This window comes from Salegentibacter mishustinae (genome assembly GCF_002900095.1).
Taxonomy (GTDB): Bacteria; Bacteroidota; Bacteroidia; order Flavobacteriales; family Flavobacteriaceae; genus Salegentibacter; species Salegentibacter mishustinae.
Map to the genome: position 1 here is coordinate 521,310 of NZ_LLKN01000002.1, position 18,215 is coordinate 539,524.

Below are 18,215 nucleotides of genomic sequence, written 5' to 3' on the forward strand. Positions count from 1 at the left end.
AAAAAGTTCTTATTCTTCCTTTTTACCAATCAAGGTAAAATCTAAGTGTCTTTTCACTAAATCGGCATTTTTTACTTTTACAATTACTTCATCTCCAAGCTGATAAACCATTTTAGTTTTTCTACCTACAATTGCATAGTTATCGGCATCAAAATCATAATGATCGCCTTTAATATCGCGTAGGCGAATCATTCCTTCACATTTATTCTCTACAATTTCCACAAATATTCCGAAATCTGTTACCCCGGAAATCACCCCTATAAATTCTTTATCCTGGTGATCTTGCATAAATTTCACCTGCATGTATTTAATAGAATCCCTTTCGGCATTAGAAGAAAGGTTCTCCATTTCACTACTGTGATGACATTTCTCTTCGTATTCATCTTCTTTAGCAGAAGGCTGACCGTCTAGATAACGCTGCAATAATCTATGCACCATAACATCTGGATATCTTCTAATTGGCGAAGTAAAATGCGAGTAATAATCGAAAGCTAAACCATAATGCCCAATATTTTCGGTGCCATAATAAGCTTTGCTCATCGTTCTAATAGCAAGCGTATCTACTAAATTCTGTTCCTTTTTTCCCTGTACATCCTGCAATAATTGATTTAAAGATGAAGATACAGTTTTCCTGTTTTTAAGATTTAAACCGTGTCCAAACCTGGAAACAAGACTGTTTAAAGAAACCAATTTTTCTTCATCGGGTTCATCGTGACAACGATAAATAAAAGTTTTCTTTTCGTCTCTTTTTCCTATGAATTCAGCCACTTTTCGGTTAGCTAAAAGCATAAACTCTTCAATAAGTTTATTGGCATCTTTGGCTGTTTTAAAGTAAACACCAACCGGTTCATTTTCTTCATCTAACTGAAACTTAACTTCAACTTTATCAAATGAAATCGCACCCTGACGCATCCTGGTAGCACGCATCTTTTTAGCCATCTTATTCATTGTTAAAACAGCTTCAACAATTTCATCTTTTACCGTATAAGCCTTATCCTGAATAGAAATCTCTTCTGGAATATCTCCTTTTTCGGTTTCAATTATTTGTTGTGCTTCTTCATAAGCAAATCTGGCGTCAGAATAAGTAACGGTTCTCCCAAACCACTCGTTCACGACTTTTGTGTTCTTATCGATTTCAAAAACTGCCGAAAAAGTATATTTTTCTTCATTAGGCCTTAAAGAACAGGCGTTGTTAGAAAGTACTTCCGGCAACATGGGCACCACCCGATCTACTAAATAAACAGAAGTTGCTCGTTCGTAAGCCTCGTCGTCCAGCACTGTACCGGGTTGCAAATAATGCGAAACATCGGCAATATGAATCCCTACTTCCACGTTTCCATTTTCCAGTTTTTGAAAACTTAAAGCATCATCAAAATCCTTCGCATCTGCAGGGTCTATGGTAAAAGTCAATACATCGCGCATATCGCGACGTTTTTTAATTTCTTCGGGCTGAATTGAAGTATCTATCTGGTTGGCAAAATCTTCAATTTCCTGCGGAAATTCATGTGGTAAACCGTATTGTGCCAGGATAGAATGAATCTCGGTATGATGCTCACCCGGTGTACCAAGAACCTGTATAATTTTACCAAAAGGAGAATCGGCTTTTTCCGGCCACTCTTCTAATTCAACAACTACTTTATCGCCATCTTTTGCTTCTCCCATTTTGTTCTTCTGAACAAAAATATCGGTATACATTTTTGGATCTCCAATAACCACAAAACCAAAATCTTTCTGCATATCAAGAACCCCTACAAATTCGGTTCTTTTTCTATTTAAAATTTTAGTTACTTCTCCTTCAGATTTTTTATTGCGTTTTCGGTTATAAATATAAATTTCTACTTCGTCTCCATTAAATGCAGTATTTAGATCTCTTGGTGAGATAAAAACATCGTCTTCTAATTCGTCTACCATCGCATAAGCATAACCTTTGGTGGTCATATCTATCACTGCCCGGTAATAATCGTTGCTTTTAACTATTTTAAATTTTCCACGGCCCTCTTCTTCAATTTGCTTTTTTGCAGCTAACTGGGCTAATTTTTTAATAATATTATTTCTACTATTAGCATCATTAACGCCAAGCTTAGCGGCAATTTGCTTATGATTAAAGGTTTTACCGGCGTCCTTTCTAAGGATATCTAAAATACTTTTGGAAAGATTACTCTGGTGTTGGGATTTATTTTTATTCTTTTTACTCATTTCAATATTTAAAGTATAAAATTACGGCTTCTGCATTACATGAAGCCTATTTGCGATTAAAGTTTTGTTAAGCGCCCTGAAAATTATCTGCTTATAAAATATTTTCACATTTACTTAACATAATTTCAATACTGGGTGAAAACCCTTGTTTTTTGTCTCCCAGGAATTAAGAAAACCTCAAATTCTTAATTTTTTCTTAATTTTAATTTAAGGTTTGTCGCAACCTTTATTTCCATCTTTGTAAGACTTAATAATCTGAGTACTATGGATAAGGCCAAAAAAATATCGCTTCTTTTTTTTCTTATTTTCCTTTTTGGATTAATAGGTTTTATCGCATCTATAAACTCTTCTTTAAATAAGAAAAGCCAGGTAAATGTAAAATCTGCACAGCTATATATGGATCATACGCTAAGTTATTCAGAAGAAACCATTTACTATTTAAATTAACTTAAAATACTGGATTTCAGTAAATTATTCTTCTATTTTTTTTATTTAAAGATCTATAATTCCGAATTTATTCATTATCAGAGTTTTAGTTTTTTCAGGATTTCTATTCATATATCTAAACCTCAAAATTCAATTTTAAAAGATATCAGTCAATGTTATTAACACTATATATAATTATCTTTTTTTCTTCTTTTTATAAAAATTAAAACTGATGGTTATTATAGCGTGTTAATTTGTAGAACAATTTTTTTAAGCTTTTCTTGGTTTTTAAGTTAGCCTAGTTTGATAACAACTTATTAACATACTTCTAAAGTTCTAAAAGACTGGAAATCTTACTATTTTAATATTTACTTAACAAAAGTTGATAACCGAATCTTAATATCTAATCGGGATAAATGAAAATGAATTTAGTGTTCACAACCTGTTTTTATATGCTGATAACTTCTCAAAAAATAGCGAACTTATAATTTGATTTATTCGAAGATATTTTGCTATTGAAATTTAAATCGAATACCGCAAATAAGTTTCTCAGTTTCTCATCAATGCTTATCCACAATGCTATGTCAATACTAAAGCCTTGATTTATAAGCTTATTTAAAAAGTAATTAACAATTGAAAATAGCAATGTTACTAAGTGGTTTTTTTACCTTTGCTGCAGCTAAAAACTTAAATATGAAAATTGCAATAGGAAACGATCACGCCGGTACCGGATACAAGAAAAAGGTTGTTGATTACCTGAAAAACAAAGGTATAGAAGTTATTAACTATGGTACTAACAGTGATGATAGTGTAGATTATCCAGATTTTGTGCATCCCGTAGCCGATGATGTTGAAAACCAAAAAGTAGATTTTGGAATTATCATTTGTGGCAGTGGTAATGGTGCAAATATGACCGCTAATAAACACCAGGGTGTACGTTCTGCTTTGTGCTGGACGGGTGAGATCACTAAACTAGCCAGAGAACACAACAATGCTAATGTATTGAGTATTCCTGCTCGTTTTGTTTCAGAACATCAGGCAGTAGATATGGTCAAAATTTTTCTTGAAACTTCTTTTGAAGGTGGAAGACATCAAAAGCGAGTAGATAAGATTCCGGTTGAAAATTAGAGATATTATCAATGTATATAAAAGACTGTTTAAAACATTTTAAACAGTCTTTTCTTTTATTATTTCGGAATAAATATTATTAGAAAAATATGGAGATTCTTATTAAAGATTTCAATGAACTTAGTATTGAAGAGCTTTACCAGGTATTACAACTTCGCTCTGAAGTTTTTGTAGTAGAACAGGACTGTGTTTACCAGGATATAGATGGTAAAGATCAAAATGCATTACACATTTTGGGTGTTAAGGATGGAAAAGTAATTGCCTACACTCGCTGTTTTGATAAAGGATTCTATTTTGATGAAGCCGCTATTGGGCGGGTTGTGGTTAAAGAATCTGAACGTAAAAATGCCTATGGCCATCTTATTCTAAAAGCTTCTGTAGAAGCCATTAAAGAGCGTTTTAAAACCGATAATATCAAACTTTCTGCGCAGCAATATTTAACCAATTTCTACGAAAGCCACGGTTTTATGCAAATGGGCGAAGGCTATCTGGAAGATGGAATACCGCATATTGCAATGATTAAATAATAAAGTACTGAATTTTATTTTCGAAGCATTTAAAATGCAGGATATACTACCTCAAAATTTCTGAATAACGCTGGCTGTTGTTTAAAATGGATTTAGCCTCTAAAATTTCAGGATTGTTTTCAACATAATACTCATACAAGCCTTCTTTATAGAAATAGCGTTTAATAATCTCATCGGTTAAAATGCTTACTATTTCATGTTTCTTTTCGTCTAATTCTTTCTTTTTCTGAGCTTCAATTTCAGTGGAAATACTTTTGTAATGACCTAAAATATCCTGTTCATAACCTTCTTTTGAAGCAATGGCAAGCAGTTCTTCAAGTTCCTGTTCTGTAGCGGTTTTATAGTCGAAATTAGAGGTTTTCAAAAAGGATTTGAAATTGTTGAAATCTGTATCAGTGAACTCAAATGATTCGGGATCTTTCAAGTCATTTTTATAGTAATATTCGGTAGCAAAATTAAAAATAGCATTTTGTGCTAGCAGCGCATTAGTAATGCTGCTGTATTCTGAAGTTTCCAGTTTAACATCGGGAGAAATTCCGCCGCCATCAAAAACGCTACGTCCGTTTCTGGTCTTAAACTCTTTATAATCTTCTACAGCTCTTTTTATAGCTTTCCCGTCTTCATCTCTTTCGGCATAATTTAAAGCCTGTATACACCTTCCGCTTGGCGTATAATAACGGGAAATAGTGATCTTAAGTTGTGTACCGTAAGCGAGCTCTTTTGGTCGTTGTACAAGGCCTTTTCCAAAACTTCTGGCACCTACCACCACTCCTCTATCCAGATCCTGAATAGCACCAGCTACGATCTCGCTGGCCGAAGCACTACGTCCGTTGACTAAAACTACCAGCGGAATTTGCGTATCTATAGGTTCTTTTTGGGTTTGGTAAGCTTTGTTATATTTTTCTATAACCGATTTTGTGGTGGTGATCAATTCGCCTTTTGGCAGGAAAATATTACTCACGTTTATAGCTTCTGTTAATAAACCGCCGGGATTTCCTCTAAGGTCAAGAATAATTTTCTCTGCACCCTGATTTTTTAGATCTTTTAGCGCCCTTATTGTTTCTGAAGAAGCTTTTGCGTTAAATCGGGAAAGCACTATATACCCGGTTTTTTCTTTTAAAAGTTCATAAAATGGAACTGCTTTTAATTGAATAGCACTCCTTGTAAGTTGGGTTGTTTTTATTTCTCCCTGGCGCTTATATTTTAAGTTGATCTGCGAGTCTGGGGAGCCATTTAGTAATTCTCCAACATCATCGGTGTAATCGGCTACTTTTATTCCTTCAATTTCAATAATTTCATCCCCGGCCTTTAATCCGGCTTTATCGGCTGGATAATTTTTATAAGGTTCCATTATAAGTAAGCTATTATCAACAACTTGCACGGTAGCACCAATGCCACTATATTCCCCAGAATTATTGATTCTTGCGGCTTCTACATCCTGTTCGTTCCAGTAATTGGTATAAGGATCTAAATCTGCCAGCATCGCTTTAATAGCGGTATCCATTAAAGCAGCAGGATTGGTTTCTTCAACATAATTCATGTTGATTTCCTTAAAAAGTGTGGTAAAAATTTCAATTTGTTTGGCAATCTCAAAGAAATCAGATTTAAAGCCAAAACTGCTGAATATTAGAGTGGCACCCAGACAAATTACCGCAATTTTTTTGGTGAGTTTCTTTTTCATTTTTCAATATTTTTACTCGATTATCGAGATTAAATCTTCCGAGGTGATTTAAGCCGATTTATAGAAATTCAGCTTATTTATTTTCCGATTCATTAAACTTCTCCATTACCTTTATCATTGCTTTATTTAGGTCTTCCAGGCTAATTTCGTCCCTGGAAATATAAATAAACATCAAGGCATAAGCTTGTGTGAAGTTGCTGGTTACAAGATACTTATTTTTTCTGAAAGCTTCCCGCATCAAACGTTTAATACGGTTGCGGTCCACAGCAGTTTTCACCAGTTTTTTAGGAACAGAAACTCCGGTTTTAAAATGCTTGATTTCAGGATTGGTAATGGGAAGATAGATGAGTTTTAGCGGATATTTTTTAACCGATTTTCCTTCCTGAAATAATATATCTATGAGCTTTTTGCTCTTTAATTTTTCGTCTTTTCCAAAACTTTCATCCATACTTCAAAAGTAAGCATAGTTTTAAGTTCTCTATTAATAATTGAAAATTTAAACAAGAATAAATAGTTCAAAAATCCTTTAATGATTTTGTACTAATTTCAGTTCCTCGCTTTATTTTAAAGAGGAGGTGGCCGCAGGATGGAGGGGTGTTTTTTAAAAATTCTTTTTATTATTAAGTAACTAATATGAGGGAACCACCCCTTTCTTCAGCAGAAGCTGAAGTCATTCCCCTCCTTAAAAAGTAGGGGAACTTTTTGAAAGCTATAAATAAAAAACCTCACAGGTTTTATATACCTGTGAGGTCTAAATATTGAACTTTAAATGTTGAAAAACTACTCCTGTCCTTCTTCTTCTGAAGGTTCTTCGGCAGTATAAAGATTGTTATCTCTTTTTACATCTGCCATGAGTTGAGATTCGTCTATTTCTATACTTTCTATCTCGCTAAGTGGTTTATCTATGTTTAATTCGTAAGTTGGATAGGCCCAGGCCCAATCTTTTGCTACGGTCCAGTTCTCGTGTTCTGCCGGCTTTTCCCAACGCATCATTTGTAATGGAATATAGATCATTTCTTCTTCCCCATTGCTGTAACGCACAGTGATATCTATAGGCATTGGCATTAGGTTGTGGCTCTCTAAAGTTACTTTAGTCGAATTTTCATCTACTTCGGTTACTTCTTTTATTCCGTAATCTATCTTAGCGGTAGTACGTGTCCAATCGTTTAAATACCAGTCTAATTCTGCTCCAGAAACTTTTTCAGCAACTCTAATAAAGTTGTTTGGGGTAGGATGTTTAAATTTCCATTCATCATAATAACGCTTTAATGTTTTATCAAGATTATCTTTCCCGATAATATATCCTAATTGTGCTAAAAATACAGCTCCTTTAGAATAAGCAGCAGCTCCGTAAGCAGCATTTAAATTATAACGATCGGCCTGAGTGGTTTGTGGTTGCTCAACACCAGAGTTTGCCAATTGCATATATCCGCGGTAAGATCCGGTATGAGGGTTTTCAGCATAAGTTTCCATTACCTGGTTCATTGCAGCGCTGGAAATATAGCTGGTAAATCCTTCGTCCATCCACTCGTGTTTACTTTCGTTAGTGGCCATTAGGTGCTGAAACCAGGCGTGAGCTAATTCGTGTGCAGTTACCCCTACCAGGCTTCCAAAATTACGTTCTCCTGTGATTAAAGTTAGCATCGCGTATTCCATACCGCCATCACCACCTTGTGCCACGGTATATTGATCCCATGGATAAGGGCCGATATTTTCGTTGAAAAACAACAATAGTTCTTCGGTTTTTTCCTGGAGATTTTTCCAGTTTTCCTTTATTTCATCATTGTCTTTATAGAAGAAGTGAAGTACTGTTCCGTCTTCAGCAGTTCTTTTATCGTGAATATATTCAGGATCTGCAGCCCAGGTAAAATCGTGCACTTTTGGTGCTACAAAATGCCAGGTATGCGTATCGCCTTCCGCCTGTACTTCTTCAACAGAATAACCATGTCCAATTTCCTCGGGATTTTGAAGATATCCTGAAGCGGCAACGGTATAATCTTTATCAATGGTAAGTTTTACATCAAAATCGCCCCAAACTCCGTGAAATTCACGACCTATATAAGGCGCTGCGTGCCATCCTTCAAAGTCATATTCTGCCATTTTAGGAAACCACTGGCTCATAGAAAGTGCAACACCTTCTGAGCTGTTTCTTCCCGATCGGCGAATTTGTTCCGGCACCTGGCCTTCAAATTCCATATTAAAAGTAGCTTTTTCGCCAGGTAAAATAGGTTCCTCCAGCTCAACTTCCAACACGGTTCCAACTTCTTCATAAGAAAGTTCATTACCGTTTTGGTCCAGGCTGGATACTCTTAAATATCCCTGTTCTTCTTCGGTTAATTTAGAAATATGGTCTCCTACTCTCCTATCTGGGTCTTTTATGGTTAAGGAACGTACGTCCATTTCGCTTCCCGGTTGAAAAGCGTTAAAATACAAATGATAAAAAACACGGTCTAAAGTATCGGGTGAATTGTTGGTATATACCAATTCCTGCGAACCGGTATATTGAAAATTATCAACATTCATATCTACCTCCATCTTATAGTCTACGTGCTGTTGCCAGTAGCTGGTGTTGTTTTGGGCACTGGCCAGGGAGGTTGCAACAAGGGCCAGACTTAATAATAATTTCTTCATTTAATTGTGGTTTTTATGATCAAAATAATACTCAATAATCGAGGTTTAAATGCTTGTTCCCGAAGCATCGCCTCGAAATTAAAATATTTTTTACTAATTATACCTCGTGGCTTACACAGAGGTAGTTTAATTGAATTCTATTTAGTTTGTGAGGCTAAAATAAGCGCATTGTAAAGATTTACCATTTTACCGGAAGTAGATAATTCTTTAAAATCCTGGGTATTGTTCCTGTCGCCGCCTACAATAACATCGGCATTGGTGGTTAAACCACTATCCATAATTACCTGTTTAACCTGCGCGGCGCTTAATTTTGGATAAAAAGAACGAATAATCGCTGCTACTCCTGCAACTGCCGGTGAAGCCATTGAGGTTCCCTGTAGGTATTCATATTCGTTATTTGGCGTAGTAGACCAGATCTTAGTTCCTGGAGCAAAAACATCAACATTTGTTTTTCCGTAGTTAGAGAAATCGGCTACTAATTGCGCACCATAATCATAATTAAGAGCACCAACAGTTAGAAAATTATCAGAAATTTCTTGTGGAGCTTCAGGATTTTGATCGTTTGGATAAACGGTATTTTCATCTAAATTAAGACCTTCATTTCCTCCGGCATTTACGATTAGCACATCGTTCTTTTCAGCATATTTAATAGCTTCTGTAACCCATTCTGGGTTTGGAGAGAAATACTTTCCGAAGCTGGTATTGATCACTTTAGCACCATTATCTACAGCATAACGAATAGCCAGGGCAATATCTTTATCATATTCGTCTCCATCTGGCACAGCGCGTAAAACCATAATTTCAGCGTTATTTGCCACCCCATTTATGCCTATATTATTATTTCTTTCTGCAGCGATAATTCCGGCTACGTGGGTACCGTGTTTTAGATCTTCTTTATCTTCTGAAGGTCCCATTACATTGGCATTTCCGTAATCGGTATCGGTAATATCATAAGGATCGTCACCTACGGGTGCACGGCCATCTAAATCCAGGTTAAAATGGGTTTCCAGCCTGTTTGCATAATATTCTATGCCTTCATCCAGTTCCTCAAGCGCTTCAGGAATATTTTCATTTACATTATTCTGAATTTGCTGTAGCATTCCTTTATATTGAGCCATCTGGCCCGAAGCTTCCATCTTATTAAGCTCTTCTTTGGTATAATCTTCTTTACCAAGTTGTGAAGAAACAGCCTGGTGTGCAGCTACCAGTTGCTTTTTGATCTGCTCATACTGGTTTCTATTTTGAACGGTTTCCTCGTATTCTTTTCCGTACTCTTCTTTTGCTTCCTGGTAATAGATAAATTCAGCACGATCTGCAGTGCTTATAGAACTTGCAGTTTTTCCTTCATATTTAGGTTTTAAGCGCTTATAAATACGGGTATACTCTAAATTCTCTTCTACTGCATCGCCAAGGAAGTTCCAACCGTGCATATCGTCTATATAACCATTGTTATCGTCGTCTTTTCCGTTACCGGGAATTTCATCGGTATTTGTCCAGATAACACCGTCAAGGTCTTCATGTTCAATATCAACGCCGCTATCTATCACGGCAACAATTGTTTTTTGACCTTTATTGTTTTTAATTATTTCTGAATATGCTTTTTCAACGCTCATTCCCGGAATAGTATCGGTCATAAGATCGGCCCCGCCCCAACCTTTTAACTGGGTTTCAGAAAGATCTGTAATTTTAAGCGGAATAGAATCTATGTTGGCTATTGGCGTAGAAACTATTTTTGGAGAGCCACTTCCGCAGGAAGCTAAGATAAGTGCGCTTCCCATAACTAGCGCAGGTTTTAAAAAAGGTATCTTCATTGTTTTTATTAATTACTTTTGAAAAATTATTTACTCGATAATCGAGATTTAATGCCCAGAGGTAGTTTACTTAATTTATTTTTTAATTGAAAAGTTCGTTAAAAGTAAAGGTTTTGTCTAACCTAACCCCTTTTTCGGTGTTTTTTAAGGTGATAATTTCGTTGTGGGCATCGTGCTCCAGGAACAAATAATAACCTTTATCTGCCGCTTTCTTCAAGAATTTTTCTTTTTCAGATAAAGTAAGCAACGGCCTGGTATCAAAACCCATTACATAGGGTAAAGGAATATGGCCGGCGGTTGGCAGTAAATCTGCCATAAACACAAGGGTTTTATCTTTATACTGAATATGCGGAATCATTTGTTTATCGGTATGTCCATCTACAAACAATACGCCAAAATCAAATTCTTTAGCCTGGGTGTAGATTTCGTTCTCCTTACGATCTAAAAAATGAAGTTTCCCGCTTTCTTCCATAGGCAGAATATTTTCGGGAAGAAACGAAGCTTTTTCCCGGGCGTTAGGTTCTGTAGCCCATTTCCAGTGATCTTTATTGCTCCAGAATTTAGCATTTTTAAAAGCCGGTTCATACCCGGTTCTATCTTTATTCCGTTTTATAGCGCCACCCACGTGGTCAAAATGAAGGTGGGTTAGAAAAATATCGGTTATATCATCTCGGTGAAATCCATGTTTTTTAAGCGAATTATCTATAGAATGTTCGCCCCAGGGATAATAAAAACCGAAGAATTTTTCGCTTTGCTTGTCGCCCATTCCGGTGTCTACAAGTGTAAGTTTATCTCCATCTTCAATTAAAAGGCAGCGAGCCGCCATATCTATCATATTGTTAGCATCGGCAGGATTTGTTCTGTTCCAAAGGCTTTTTGGAACCACGCCGAACATTGCGCCGCCATCCAGTTTAAAATTTCCTGATTCTATGGGATATAATTTCATAAGATTCAATTTAGTTTCTGCAAATTACTAAAAGCAAAAAACATGCACTGCTAAAATTCTGTTAGCAGGCATGTTTTAAAACTTAAAGCTTCAATTAATGAAACTTCTATTCCAGATAAATTACTTTTTCACCTTCGGCTATGGTATCGTTGTAGTGGAATGGCCTTATAATTCCTTCAGTATTAATGATAAAAAATGGTAAAATTGAATTTTTATCTCCCTTATGCTCTTTTACCCATTCCCGGGTGGATATCTCTTCTTTAATAGTGAGTGTATTTTCTTTAAAATCTCCATTACTAATTTTAGAGGCCCAGGGTTCTAATTCGGTTTTATTGGCAAAAAGTGAGGTCGCATTAATTTTATCGAGCATATTTACATCTGCCCCGGTTTCACTGGGCGATACCAATACAATTTTGTTAGGTATATAGAAAGCATCTTCGGCAAGTTGGGCAGCCAGAAAGTTTATTTCATTGTTACCGGTAAGCCCGATAAAAGTACCTTTTTCTATGGCTTTTGCATCTTCCATGGTTTCTTCCTTTAAAATATTCCCATACATGCTGTTGAAACCTTGTGTTTTAGCTTCTGCAACCATTTCGCGGTTAGCATCTATTATTACCACCTCATTTTTATCTTGAAGTTTCTTCGCCATATATAAACCAAGCGGATTGGCACCTAAAATAATATAGCCACTCCTGGACTCCTGGTGTACCAATTCGTTTCTTTTTCTTAGCCAGTTTGTAGTCCAGGTTAAAAATAAAGGAACCGTTAATGTGGTGAAAATGGCCATAAAAACCAGGATAGAAAAGATCTCATTATTGATTATGCCCATTTGAAGACCAATACCCGCAATAATAATTTCTACCGCGCCCCGACCGTTCATTCCGGTTCCTACGGCAATACCTTCGCGCCATCCATAACCACTGGGAAGATAGAACAAGGCCGTACCAAAAATTTTCCCTATCATCGCCACCAGGGTAACCACGATAAGCATCACCAAATCTGTTTGAAATACCTCCAGGGTTACATTAAATCCTGCAGAAACAAAGAAAATAGGCGCTAAAAACCCAATAGAAATATCGTGGAATATATTGTTGATATCTTTAGAAATTTGACGATTAAAAACGCCATCCCTAATAAATAGTCCTGCCATAAAAGCTCCTAAAATACTATGCAAACCGGCTACTTCGGCTAATTCTGAAAATCCCAGAACGATTATGAGAATTAAAGTGAAATGAAGCGTACGGCTGTTAATTTTAGATTTCATTAAAAATCTACCTAGCAGCGGCAAAAGATAAATCCCTGCAAGGGCTGTAAAAACAAAAAATAAGATGGCTTTTCCGGCAACCCAGGCTAAACCAAGAGTATCTATACTTCCGGCATCTACATAACTTATAATTCCCGCAAAAATGACCAGGGCAAGGGTATCCGAAATGAGGGCACCGGCCATAAGCACATAAGCAATTCTTGTATTGAGTAACTTTAGGTCTACTAAAATCCTGCTTTTGGTGGCGAGGGAAGTTACGGCTACGGCTATAGCTACAAAAATAGCGGCCATTTGTGTTCCTCCAAAATAAATTATCGTGTAATAGCCGAGAGCAAAAGGAACTATAAAACCACCAATAGCGGCTAAAAGTCCCGGCCAGGAAGCTTTCCCAAGATCTCGAAAGTTGATCTCCATCCCTATATAAACCATAAGAAGGATGATGCCTACTTCGGCCAGCACGTTAATCATTTCTGAGGTTTCTAACAACCCAAGCAAGGCAGGCCCGAGTAAAATTCCTATGATTAATTCTCCCAAAATGGCTGGATAGCCCATTCTTTTGGCAGCCGATCCTCCTAACCAGGCACTGGTTAAGATGATTAACAAATTAAGGATATTTAATTCTTCCATAATTAATATTTTGGCTAATTAAACTACAAAATATTACTAATTTCAGAATATATATGGAAATAGATAAAAGAAATGTAGATTTATATAAAAATTTCTTTTTTTAATTCAAAATATTCGAATTCCTTCTTTACTTGCGGTTAAATCAAGGTATTTTTGTAAATAGCAATTTATAGCTAAAATGATGAACGCATGTTAGAACTGGCAAGTTTGATAATATTGGGGATCCTGGCCCAATGGGTGGCCTGGAAAATTAAAACTCCGGCAATTTTACCGCTTATATTAATAGGGCTTTTAGTTGGTCCTATTTCAACATTAATTAGTGAAGATGGAACCAAATGGGTAGAACCAATTTGGAATGGCTCTGAAGGTTTATTTCCAGGCGAAAGTCTTTTCTACTTCGTGTCGCTAGCCATTTCTATAATTCTTTTTGAAGGTGGTTTAACCCTTAGAAAAGGGGAGGTTGGTAATATAGGTCCTGTAATTTTAAAATTAATAAGTGTTGGTACTATCGTTACTTTTCTGGGAGCCGGTCTAGCAGCGCACTATATTTTTGACCTTACCTGGCAGATTTCCTTTTTATTTTCGGCATTAATTATTGTAACCGGGCCCACGGTTATTACACCTATTCTTCGGAATATTCCTTTAAAGACTCACGTGTCGTCAATTCTTAAATGGGAAGGAATCCTTATAGATCCTATTGGAGCGCTTATTTCAGTTTTAATGTTTGAATTTATTAGGGTAGAAGGCGGCCAGGATTTTACGCAAACCGCACTAATTGAGTTCGGTAAGATCTTACTTTTTGGATTTACCTTCGGCTTTACGTTCGCTCATTTATTAGCATTTTTGATTAAAAAACAAATAATTCCTCATTACTTACTCAATGTTTTCACTCTTGCCACCGTACTTGGTGTTTTTGTGATGGCCGACACATTTGCACACGAAAGTGGACTTTTAGCCGTGGTTATTATGGGAATGGTAATGGGAAATAAAGATCTGCCTAACATTAAAGAATTACTGTATTTTAAAGAGTCGCTTAGTGTTTTATTAATTTCCATCCTGTTTATTTTACTGGCGGCAAATATTGAAGTTGAGGAACTTTTACTGGTATTTAACTGGAATTCACTTATTCTGTTTGGAATAGTGGTTTTACTGGTAAGACCAATTGGGGTAATTTTAAGTTCGCTTGGTTCCGGTTTAAAGGTTAAAGAAGTAGCTTTTATTAGCTGGGTTGGTCCTCGAGGTATTGTTGCTGCGGGTATTGCTTCTCTATTTGGACTTCGGTTGGCCCGGGAAGGTATTGAAGGTGCCGAATATATTACGCCGCTTGTTTTTATGATCGTGCTTTGTTCGGTTTTGCTAAATGCCGCTACTGCCAGGGTTTTTGCCCGACTGGTAGGTGTATTTATTAAAGATTCTCAGGGAATTTTGATCATTGGAGCTTCTTCAATTTCAAGATTAATTGGAAAATACTTACACGATAATAAGCGTCATGTGGTGCTTTTAGATAACAATTCAGATAATGTAAAAAAGGCCCGAAAACTGGGAATTGATGCCATTGAAGGAAGTGTTTATGCAGATGATTTAATGAATAATATTGAACTGAATGATATTGGTTACCTAATGGCGATGACCGGAAATAGCGACATCAACAAAACTGCTATTTCAAAGTTTAAAAAGCAATTTGGTGAAAATGGTTCATTCAGGGTTATTACTGCAGATGAAATGAACAATCCTGAGAAAAACCCAACCGAAGGCTTATTCTCGCATACCGATGATTATATAAAACTTACAGATGTTTCCAGAAAGTATCCTAAAATCCACGAGATTACGCTTAATAGTAAAGAGCATTACGAAGGTCTTATAGAGATTTCAAAAACCGATACTGATATTATTCCTCTTTTTGTAAAAACAACAGATGGCGATCTTACTATTATTCCTTCGCATAGCTCTGAGGTAGAAATTGAAGAAGATTATCAACTCGTTTATTTAGGAAAGAAAATTCAACGAGAAGAAAAAGCCGAAGAAGATTACGATGAAACCATAGATAAAGAGGAAGCAGAACAGGATATAAATGAGAAAAAAGAGCAGGAGCAGGAAGACAGTTAATCTTCGTGCTCCATTTCAGCTACCAACTCATCGGTGATTTCCATATTGTGATAAACATTCTGAACATCATCGTCGTCCTCAAATTTATCTACCAGGTTTAGTATTTTTTTGGCATCTTCTACCGGTAATTCTACGGTATTTAATGGAATACGTTGAACTTCAGAAGATTTAACTTCAATTTCCAGGTCTTCTAATTTTGAAGACATTAGTCCAAAATCAGTAAATTCCGTATAGATAATTATAAAGTCTTTTTCTTTTTCAATTTTTGAGGCTCCACCTTCAATAAGTTCTAATTCAAACTCTTCGAGATCCATTTCTATCTTTTCTCTTTCTATGGTAAAAACTCCTTTTTTATCAAAAAGAAATTCCAGGGAACCATTGGTACCTAAATTTCCGCCATTTTTAGATAATGTAGATCTAACTGATGCTACAGTTCTATTTGTGTTATCGGTGGTACATTCAATAAAGAAAGCAATTCCGTTGGGTCCATAACCTTCAAAAGTTACCAGTTCATAATTATCGGCATCCGCTCCGCTGGCCTTCTTTATAGCACGTTCTATGGTGTCTTTGGGCATATTTACACCCTTAGCATTAGAAATTGCATTACGTAAGCCAGGATTGGATTCTGGATCTGGCCCGCCACCGTCTTTTACCGCAACGCTAATTTCTTTGATTACTCGGGTAAACTGCTTTGCACGTTTTTTATCCTGCGCACCTTTTCGGTGTTTTATATTCGCCCATTTACTATGTCCGGCCATTTTTTTATTTTTTTAATGGTAGACTTACAAAATTAAGAAAATGTAGAAAATCAAAAAACCTCACAGTAAGATGTGAGGTTTTATATGAATTTTAATAAGTTAAAATCTTAGTCATTCAACTTTAGAACCGCCATAAATGCTTCCTGTGGAATTTCAACATTTCCTACCTGGCGCATACGCTTTTTACCTTTTTTCTGTTTTTCCAGCAGTTTTCTTTTACGCGAAATATCACCACCATAACATTTGGCGGTAACATCTTTTCTTAGCGCTTTTACGGTTTCACGGGCAATAATTTTGGCACCAATAGCCGCTTGTATTGGAATATCAAATTGTTGCCTTGGAATTAATTCCTTCAGCTTTTCACACATTTTCTTTCCAATATCGTAAGCGTTGTCTACGTGGAGTAGGGCAGAAAGCGCATCTACAATATTTCCGTTAAGTAAAACATCTACTTTAACCAGTTTAGACTCGCGCATTCCTATAGGTGAATAATCGAAAGATGCATAACCTCTGGAAACGGTTTTTAATCTGTCGTAAAAGTCGAAAACAATTTCAGCCAAAGGCATATCAAAACTTAGCTCAACCCTTTCTGGAGTTAAATATACCTGGTTGGTGATTTCACCTCTTTTTTCTATACAAAGAGACATTACATTCCCAACATAATCGGCTTTGGTAATGATGGTAGCTTTAATAAAAGGTTCTTCTACCCGGTTTAACGAAGAAGGTTCCGGTAAATCTGATGGGTTATTAACCAAAATCAGATCATTTGGATTTTTATTGGTGTAGGCATGGTAAGATACGTTAGGTACGGTAGTAATTACCGTCATATCAAATTCACGTTCCAATCGTTCCTGAATAATTTCCAGGTGAAGCATTCCTAAAAATCCACAACGGAAACCAAAACCTAATGCTGCAGAGCTTTCCGGTAAAAATACCAGAGAGGCATCATTAAGCTGAAGTTTCTCCATAGAACTTCTTAGTTCTTCATAATCTTCTGTATCTACTGGATAAATACCGGCAAAAACCATAGGTTTTACATCCTCAAAACCGGCTACAGCTTCAGTAGTTGGGTTTTTAGCATCAGTAATGGTATCCCCAACTTTTACTTCGCGAGCATCTTTAATTCCTGTAATAAGGTAACCTACATCGCCCGTTTTTATTTCCTTACGCGGGAATTGCTTTAAACGCAAAGTTCCTACTTCATCGGCGAAATATGTTTTTTGTGTAGCCACAAATTTAATATTCTGGCCTTTTTTAATCGATCCGTTTATAACTCTAAAATAGGTTTCTACACCTCTAAAAGGATTGTAAACCGAATCAAAAATAAGCGCTCTTAAAGGAGCATCTACTTTTCCGCTTGGTGCTGGAACACGGGTTATGATCGCTTTCAGGATTTCTTCTATTCCCAGTCCTGTTTTTGCACTTGCAGGAATAATATCTTCATATTCACAACCCAAAAGATCTACGATATCATCGCTTACAACTTCTGGATTAGCACTTGGTAAATCTACCTTGTTAAGCACCGGAATTATCTCAAGGTCGTTTTCCAGAGCTAAATAAAGGTTAGAAATGGTTTGTGCCTGGATACTTTGAGCGGCATCCACTACCAATAAAGCACCTTCACAAGCCGCAATAGAACGGGAAACTTCGTAAGAAAAATCTACGTGTCCCGGTGTGTCAATTAGGTTTAAAACATACTTTTCACCTTCATATTCATAATCCATCTGTATGGCGTGACTTTTAATGGTAATGCCACGTTCACGTTCCAAATCCATACTATCCAGGAGTTGTTCCTGTTTCTCACGATCGGTTACCGAACCCGTAAAATCCAGTAAACGGTCTGCCAGGGTACTTTTTCCGTGGTCAATATGGGCGATTATACAGAAGTTTCTTATATGTTTCATTAGGTAATTTTAATTATTGAATTCCATCAAAACACCTCGGGGGCAAGCCCGAGAAATATGAATTGGAAGTCTCTTTTTCAAATCGAGGCAAGCCTCGGCGTATTTAATCTCGATTATCGAGTAAAAGGTAATCAACAAATTTAAGTTTACAAATATAGTTTATTTCATAGTCCTAAAAAGAAAGATAGAATATAAGAATTGGAAGAAATT

At 36.3% G+C, this 18,215-nt stretch carries 13 protein-coding genes; 4 read left to right on the forward strand and 9 right to left on the reverse strand.

Annotation, left to right across the window (positions count from 1 at the left end; translation table 11 throughout):
* Positions 1-9: 9 nt before the first annotated feature.
* Positions 10-2,196 carry a ribonuclease R gene (gene rnr / locus APB85_RS05340; protein WP_057480913.1) on the reverse strand — a complete coding sequence of 729 codons (2,187 nt, stop codon included), beginning with the start codon at positions 2,194-2,196 and terminating at the stop codon, positions 10-12.
* A 264-nt stretch (positions 2,197-2,460) separates the two neighbouring features.
* Between rnr and APB85_RS05345 the strand changes: the two genes are divergently transcribed.
* The 3 genes from APB85_RS05345 (at position 2,461) to APB85_RS05355 (ending at position 4,277) form a co-directional block, all read left to right on the forward strand.
* The gene (locus APB85_RS05345; RefSeq protein WP_057480912.1) at positions 2,461-2,643 is read left to right on the forward strand and encodes a hypothetical protein; all 183 of its coding nucleotides are present in this window, start codon (positions 2,461-2,463) and stop codon (positions 2,641-2,643) included.
* Positions 2,644-3,315: 672 nt separating this feature from the next.
* Entirely contained in the window at positions 3,316-3,750 is a 435-nt protein-coding gene (gene rpiB, locus APB85_RS05350; RefSeq protein ID WP_057481062.1) for a ribose 5-phosphate isomerase B, read from the forward strand.
* 89 nt (positions 3,751-3,839) lie between these two features.
* On the forward strand, positions 3,840-4,277 hold the full coding sequence (locus APB85_RS05355; RefSeq protein WP_057480911.1) for a GNAT family N-acetyltransferase: 438 nt from the start codon (positions 3,840-3,842) through the stop codon (positions 4,275-4,277).
* A gap of 46 nt (positions 4,278-4,323) precedes the next feature.
* On the opposite strand, the gene APB85_RS05360 is transcribed toward APB85_RS05355, so the two are convergent.
* The 6 genes from APB85_RS05360 to APB85_RS05385 all read right to left on the reverse strand — a co-directional run bounded on the left by APB85_RS05360 (position 4,324) and on the right by APB85_RS05385 (position 13,237).
* Positions 4,324-5,958 (reverse strand): S41 family peptidase, encoded by a 1,635-nt coding sequence (locus APB85_RS05360; RefSeq protein WP_057480910.1) that lies wholly within the window; start codon positions 5,956-5,958, stop codon positions 4,324-4,326.
* 73 nt (positions 5,959-6,031) lie between these two features.
* Positions 6,032-6,406 carry a ribonuclease P protein component gene (gene rnpA / locus APB85_RS05365; RefSeq protein WP_057480909.1) on the reverse strand — a complete coding sequence of 125 codons (375 nt, stop codon included), beginning with the start codon at positions 6,404-6,406 and terminating at the stop codon, positions 6,032-6,034.
* Between the two features lie 332 nt (positions 6,407-6,738).
* On the reverse strand, positions 6,739-8,589 hold the full coding sequence (locus APB85_RS05370; protein WP_057480908.1) for a M1 family metallopeptidase: 1,851 nt from the start codon (positions 8,587-8,589) through the stop codon (positions 6,739-6,741).
* 137 nt (positions 8,590-8,726) lie between these two features.
* Positions 8,727-10,400: a S8 family peptidase gene (locus APB85_RS05375; protein WP_057480907.1), complete on the reverse strand. Its 1,674-nt coding sequence runs from the start codon at positions 10,398-10,400 to the stop codon at positions 8,727-8,729.
* A gap of 82 nt (positions 10,401-10,482) precedes the next feature.
* Positions 10,483-11,346 carry an MBL fold metallo-hydrolase gene (locus tag APB85_RS05380; RefSeq protein ID WP_057480906.1) on the reverse strand — a complete coding sequence of 288 codons (864 nt, stop codon included), beginning with the start codon at positions 11,344-11,346 and terminating at the stop codon, positions 10,483-10,485.
* A 106-nt stretch (positions 11,347-11,452) separates the two neighbouring features.
* Entirely contained in the window at positions 11,453-13,237 is a 1,785-nt protein-coding gene (locus APB85_RS05385) for a cation:proton antiporter (RefSeq protein ID WP_057480905.1), read from the reverse strand.
* A 189-nt stretch (positions 13,238-13,426) separates the two neighbouring features.
* Between APB85_RS05385 and APB85_RS05390 the strand changes: the two genes are divergently transcribed.
* Positions 13,427-15,343, forward strand: coding sequence for a cation:proton antiporter (locus APB85_RS05390; protein ID WP_057480904.1), 1,917 nt, complete (start codon positions 13,427-13,429; stop codon positions 15,341-15,343).
* Here the strand turns inward: APB85_RS05390 and APB85_RS05395 are convergent.
* A complete protein-coding gene (locus APB85_RS05395; RefSeq protein ID WP_057480903.1) occupies positions 15,340-16,101 on the reverse strand; it encodes a YebC/PmpR family DNA-binding transcriptional regulator in 762 nt (253 codons plus the stop codon). The two genes, APB85_RS05390 and APB85_RS05395, sit on opposite strands and share 4 nt — an antisense overlap.
* Before the next feature lie 107 nt (positions 16,102-16,208).
* The gene (gene lepA / locus APB85_RS05400) at positions 16,209-18,005 is read right to left on the reverse strand and encodes a translation elongation factor 4 (protein WP_057480902.1); all 1,797 of its coding nucleotides are present in this window, start codon (positions 18,003-18,005) and stop codon (positions 16,209-16,211) included.
* Positions 18,006-18,215: the final 210 nt, after the last annotated feature.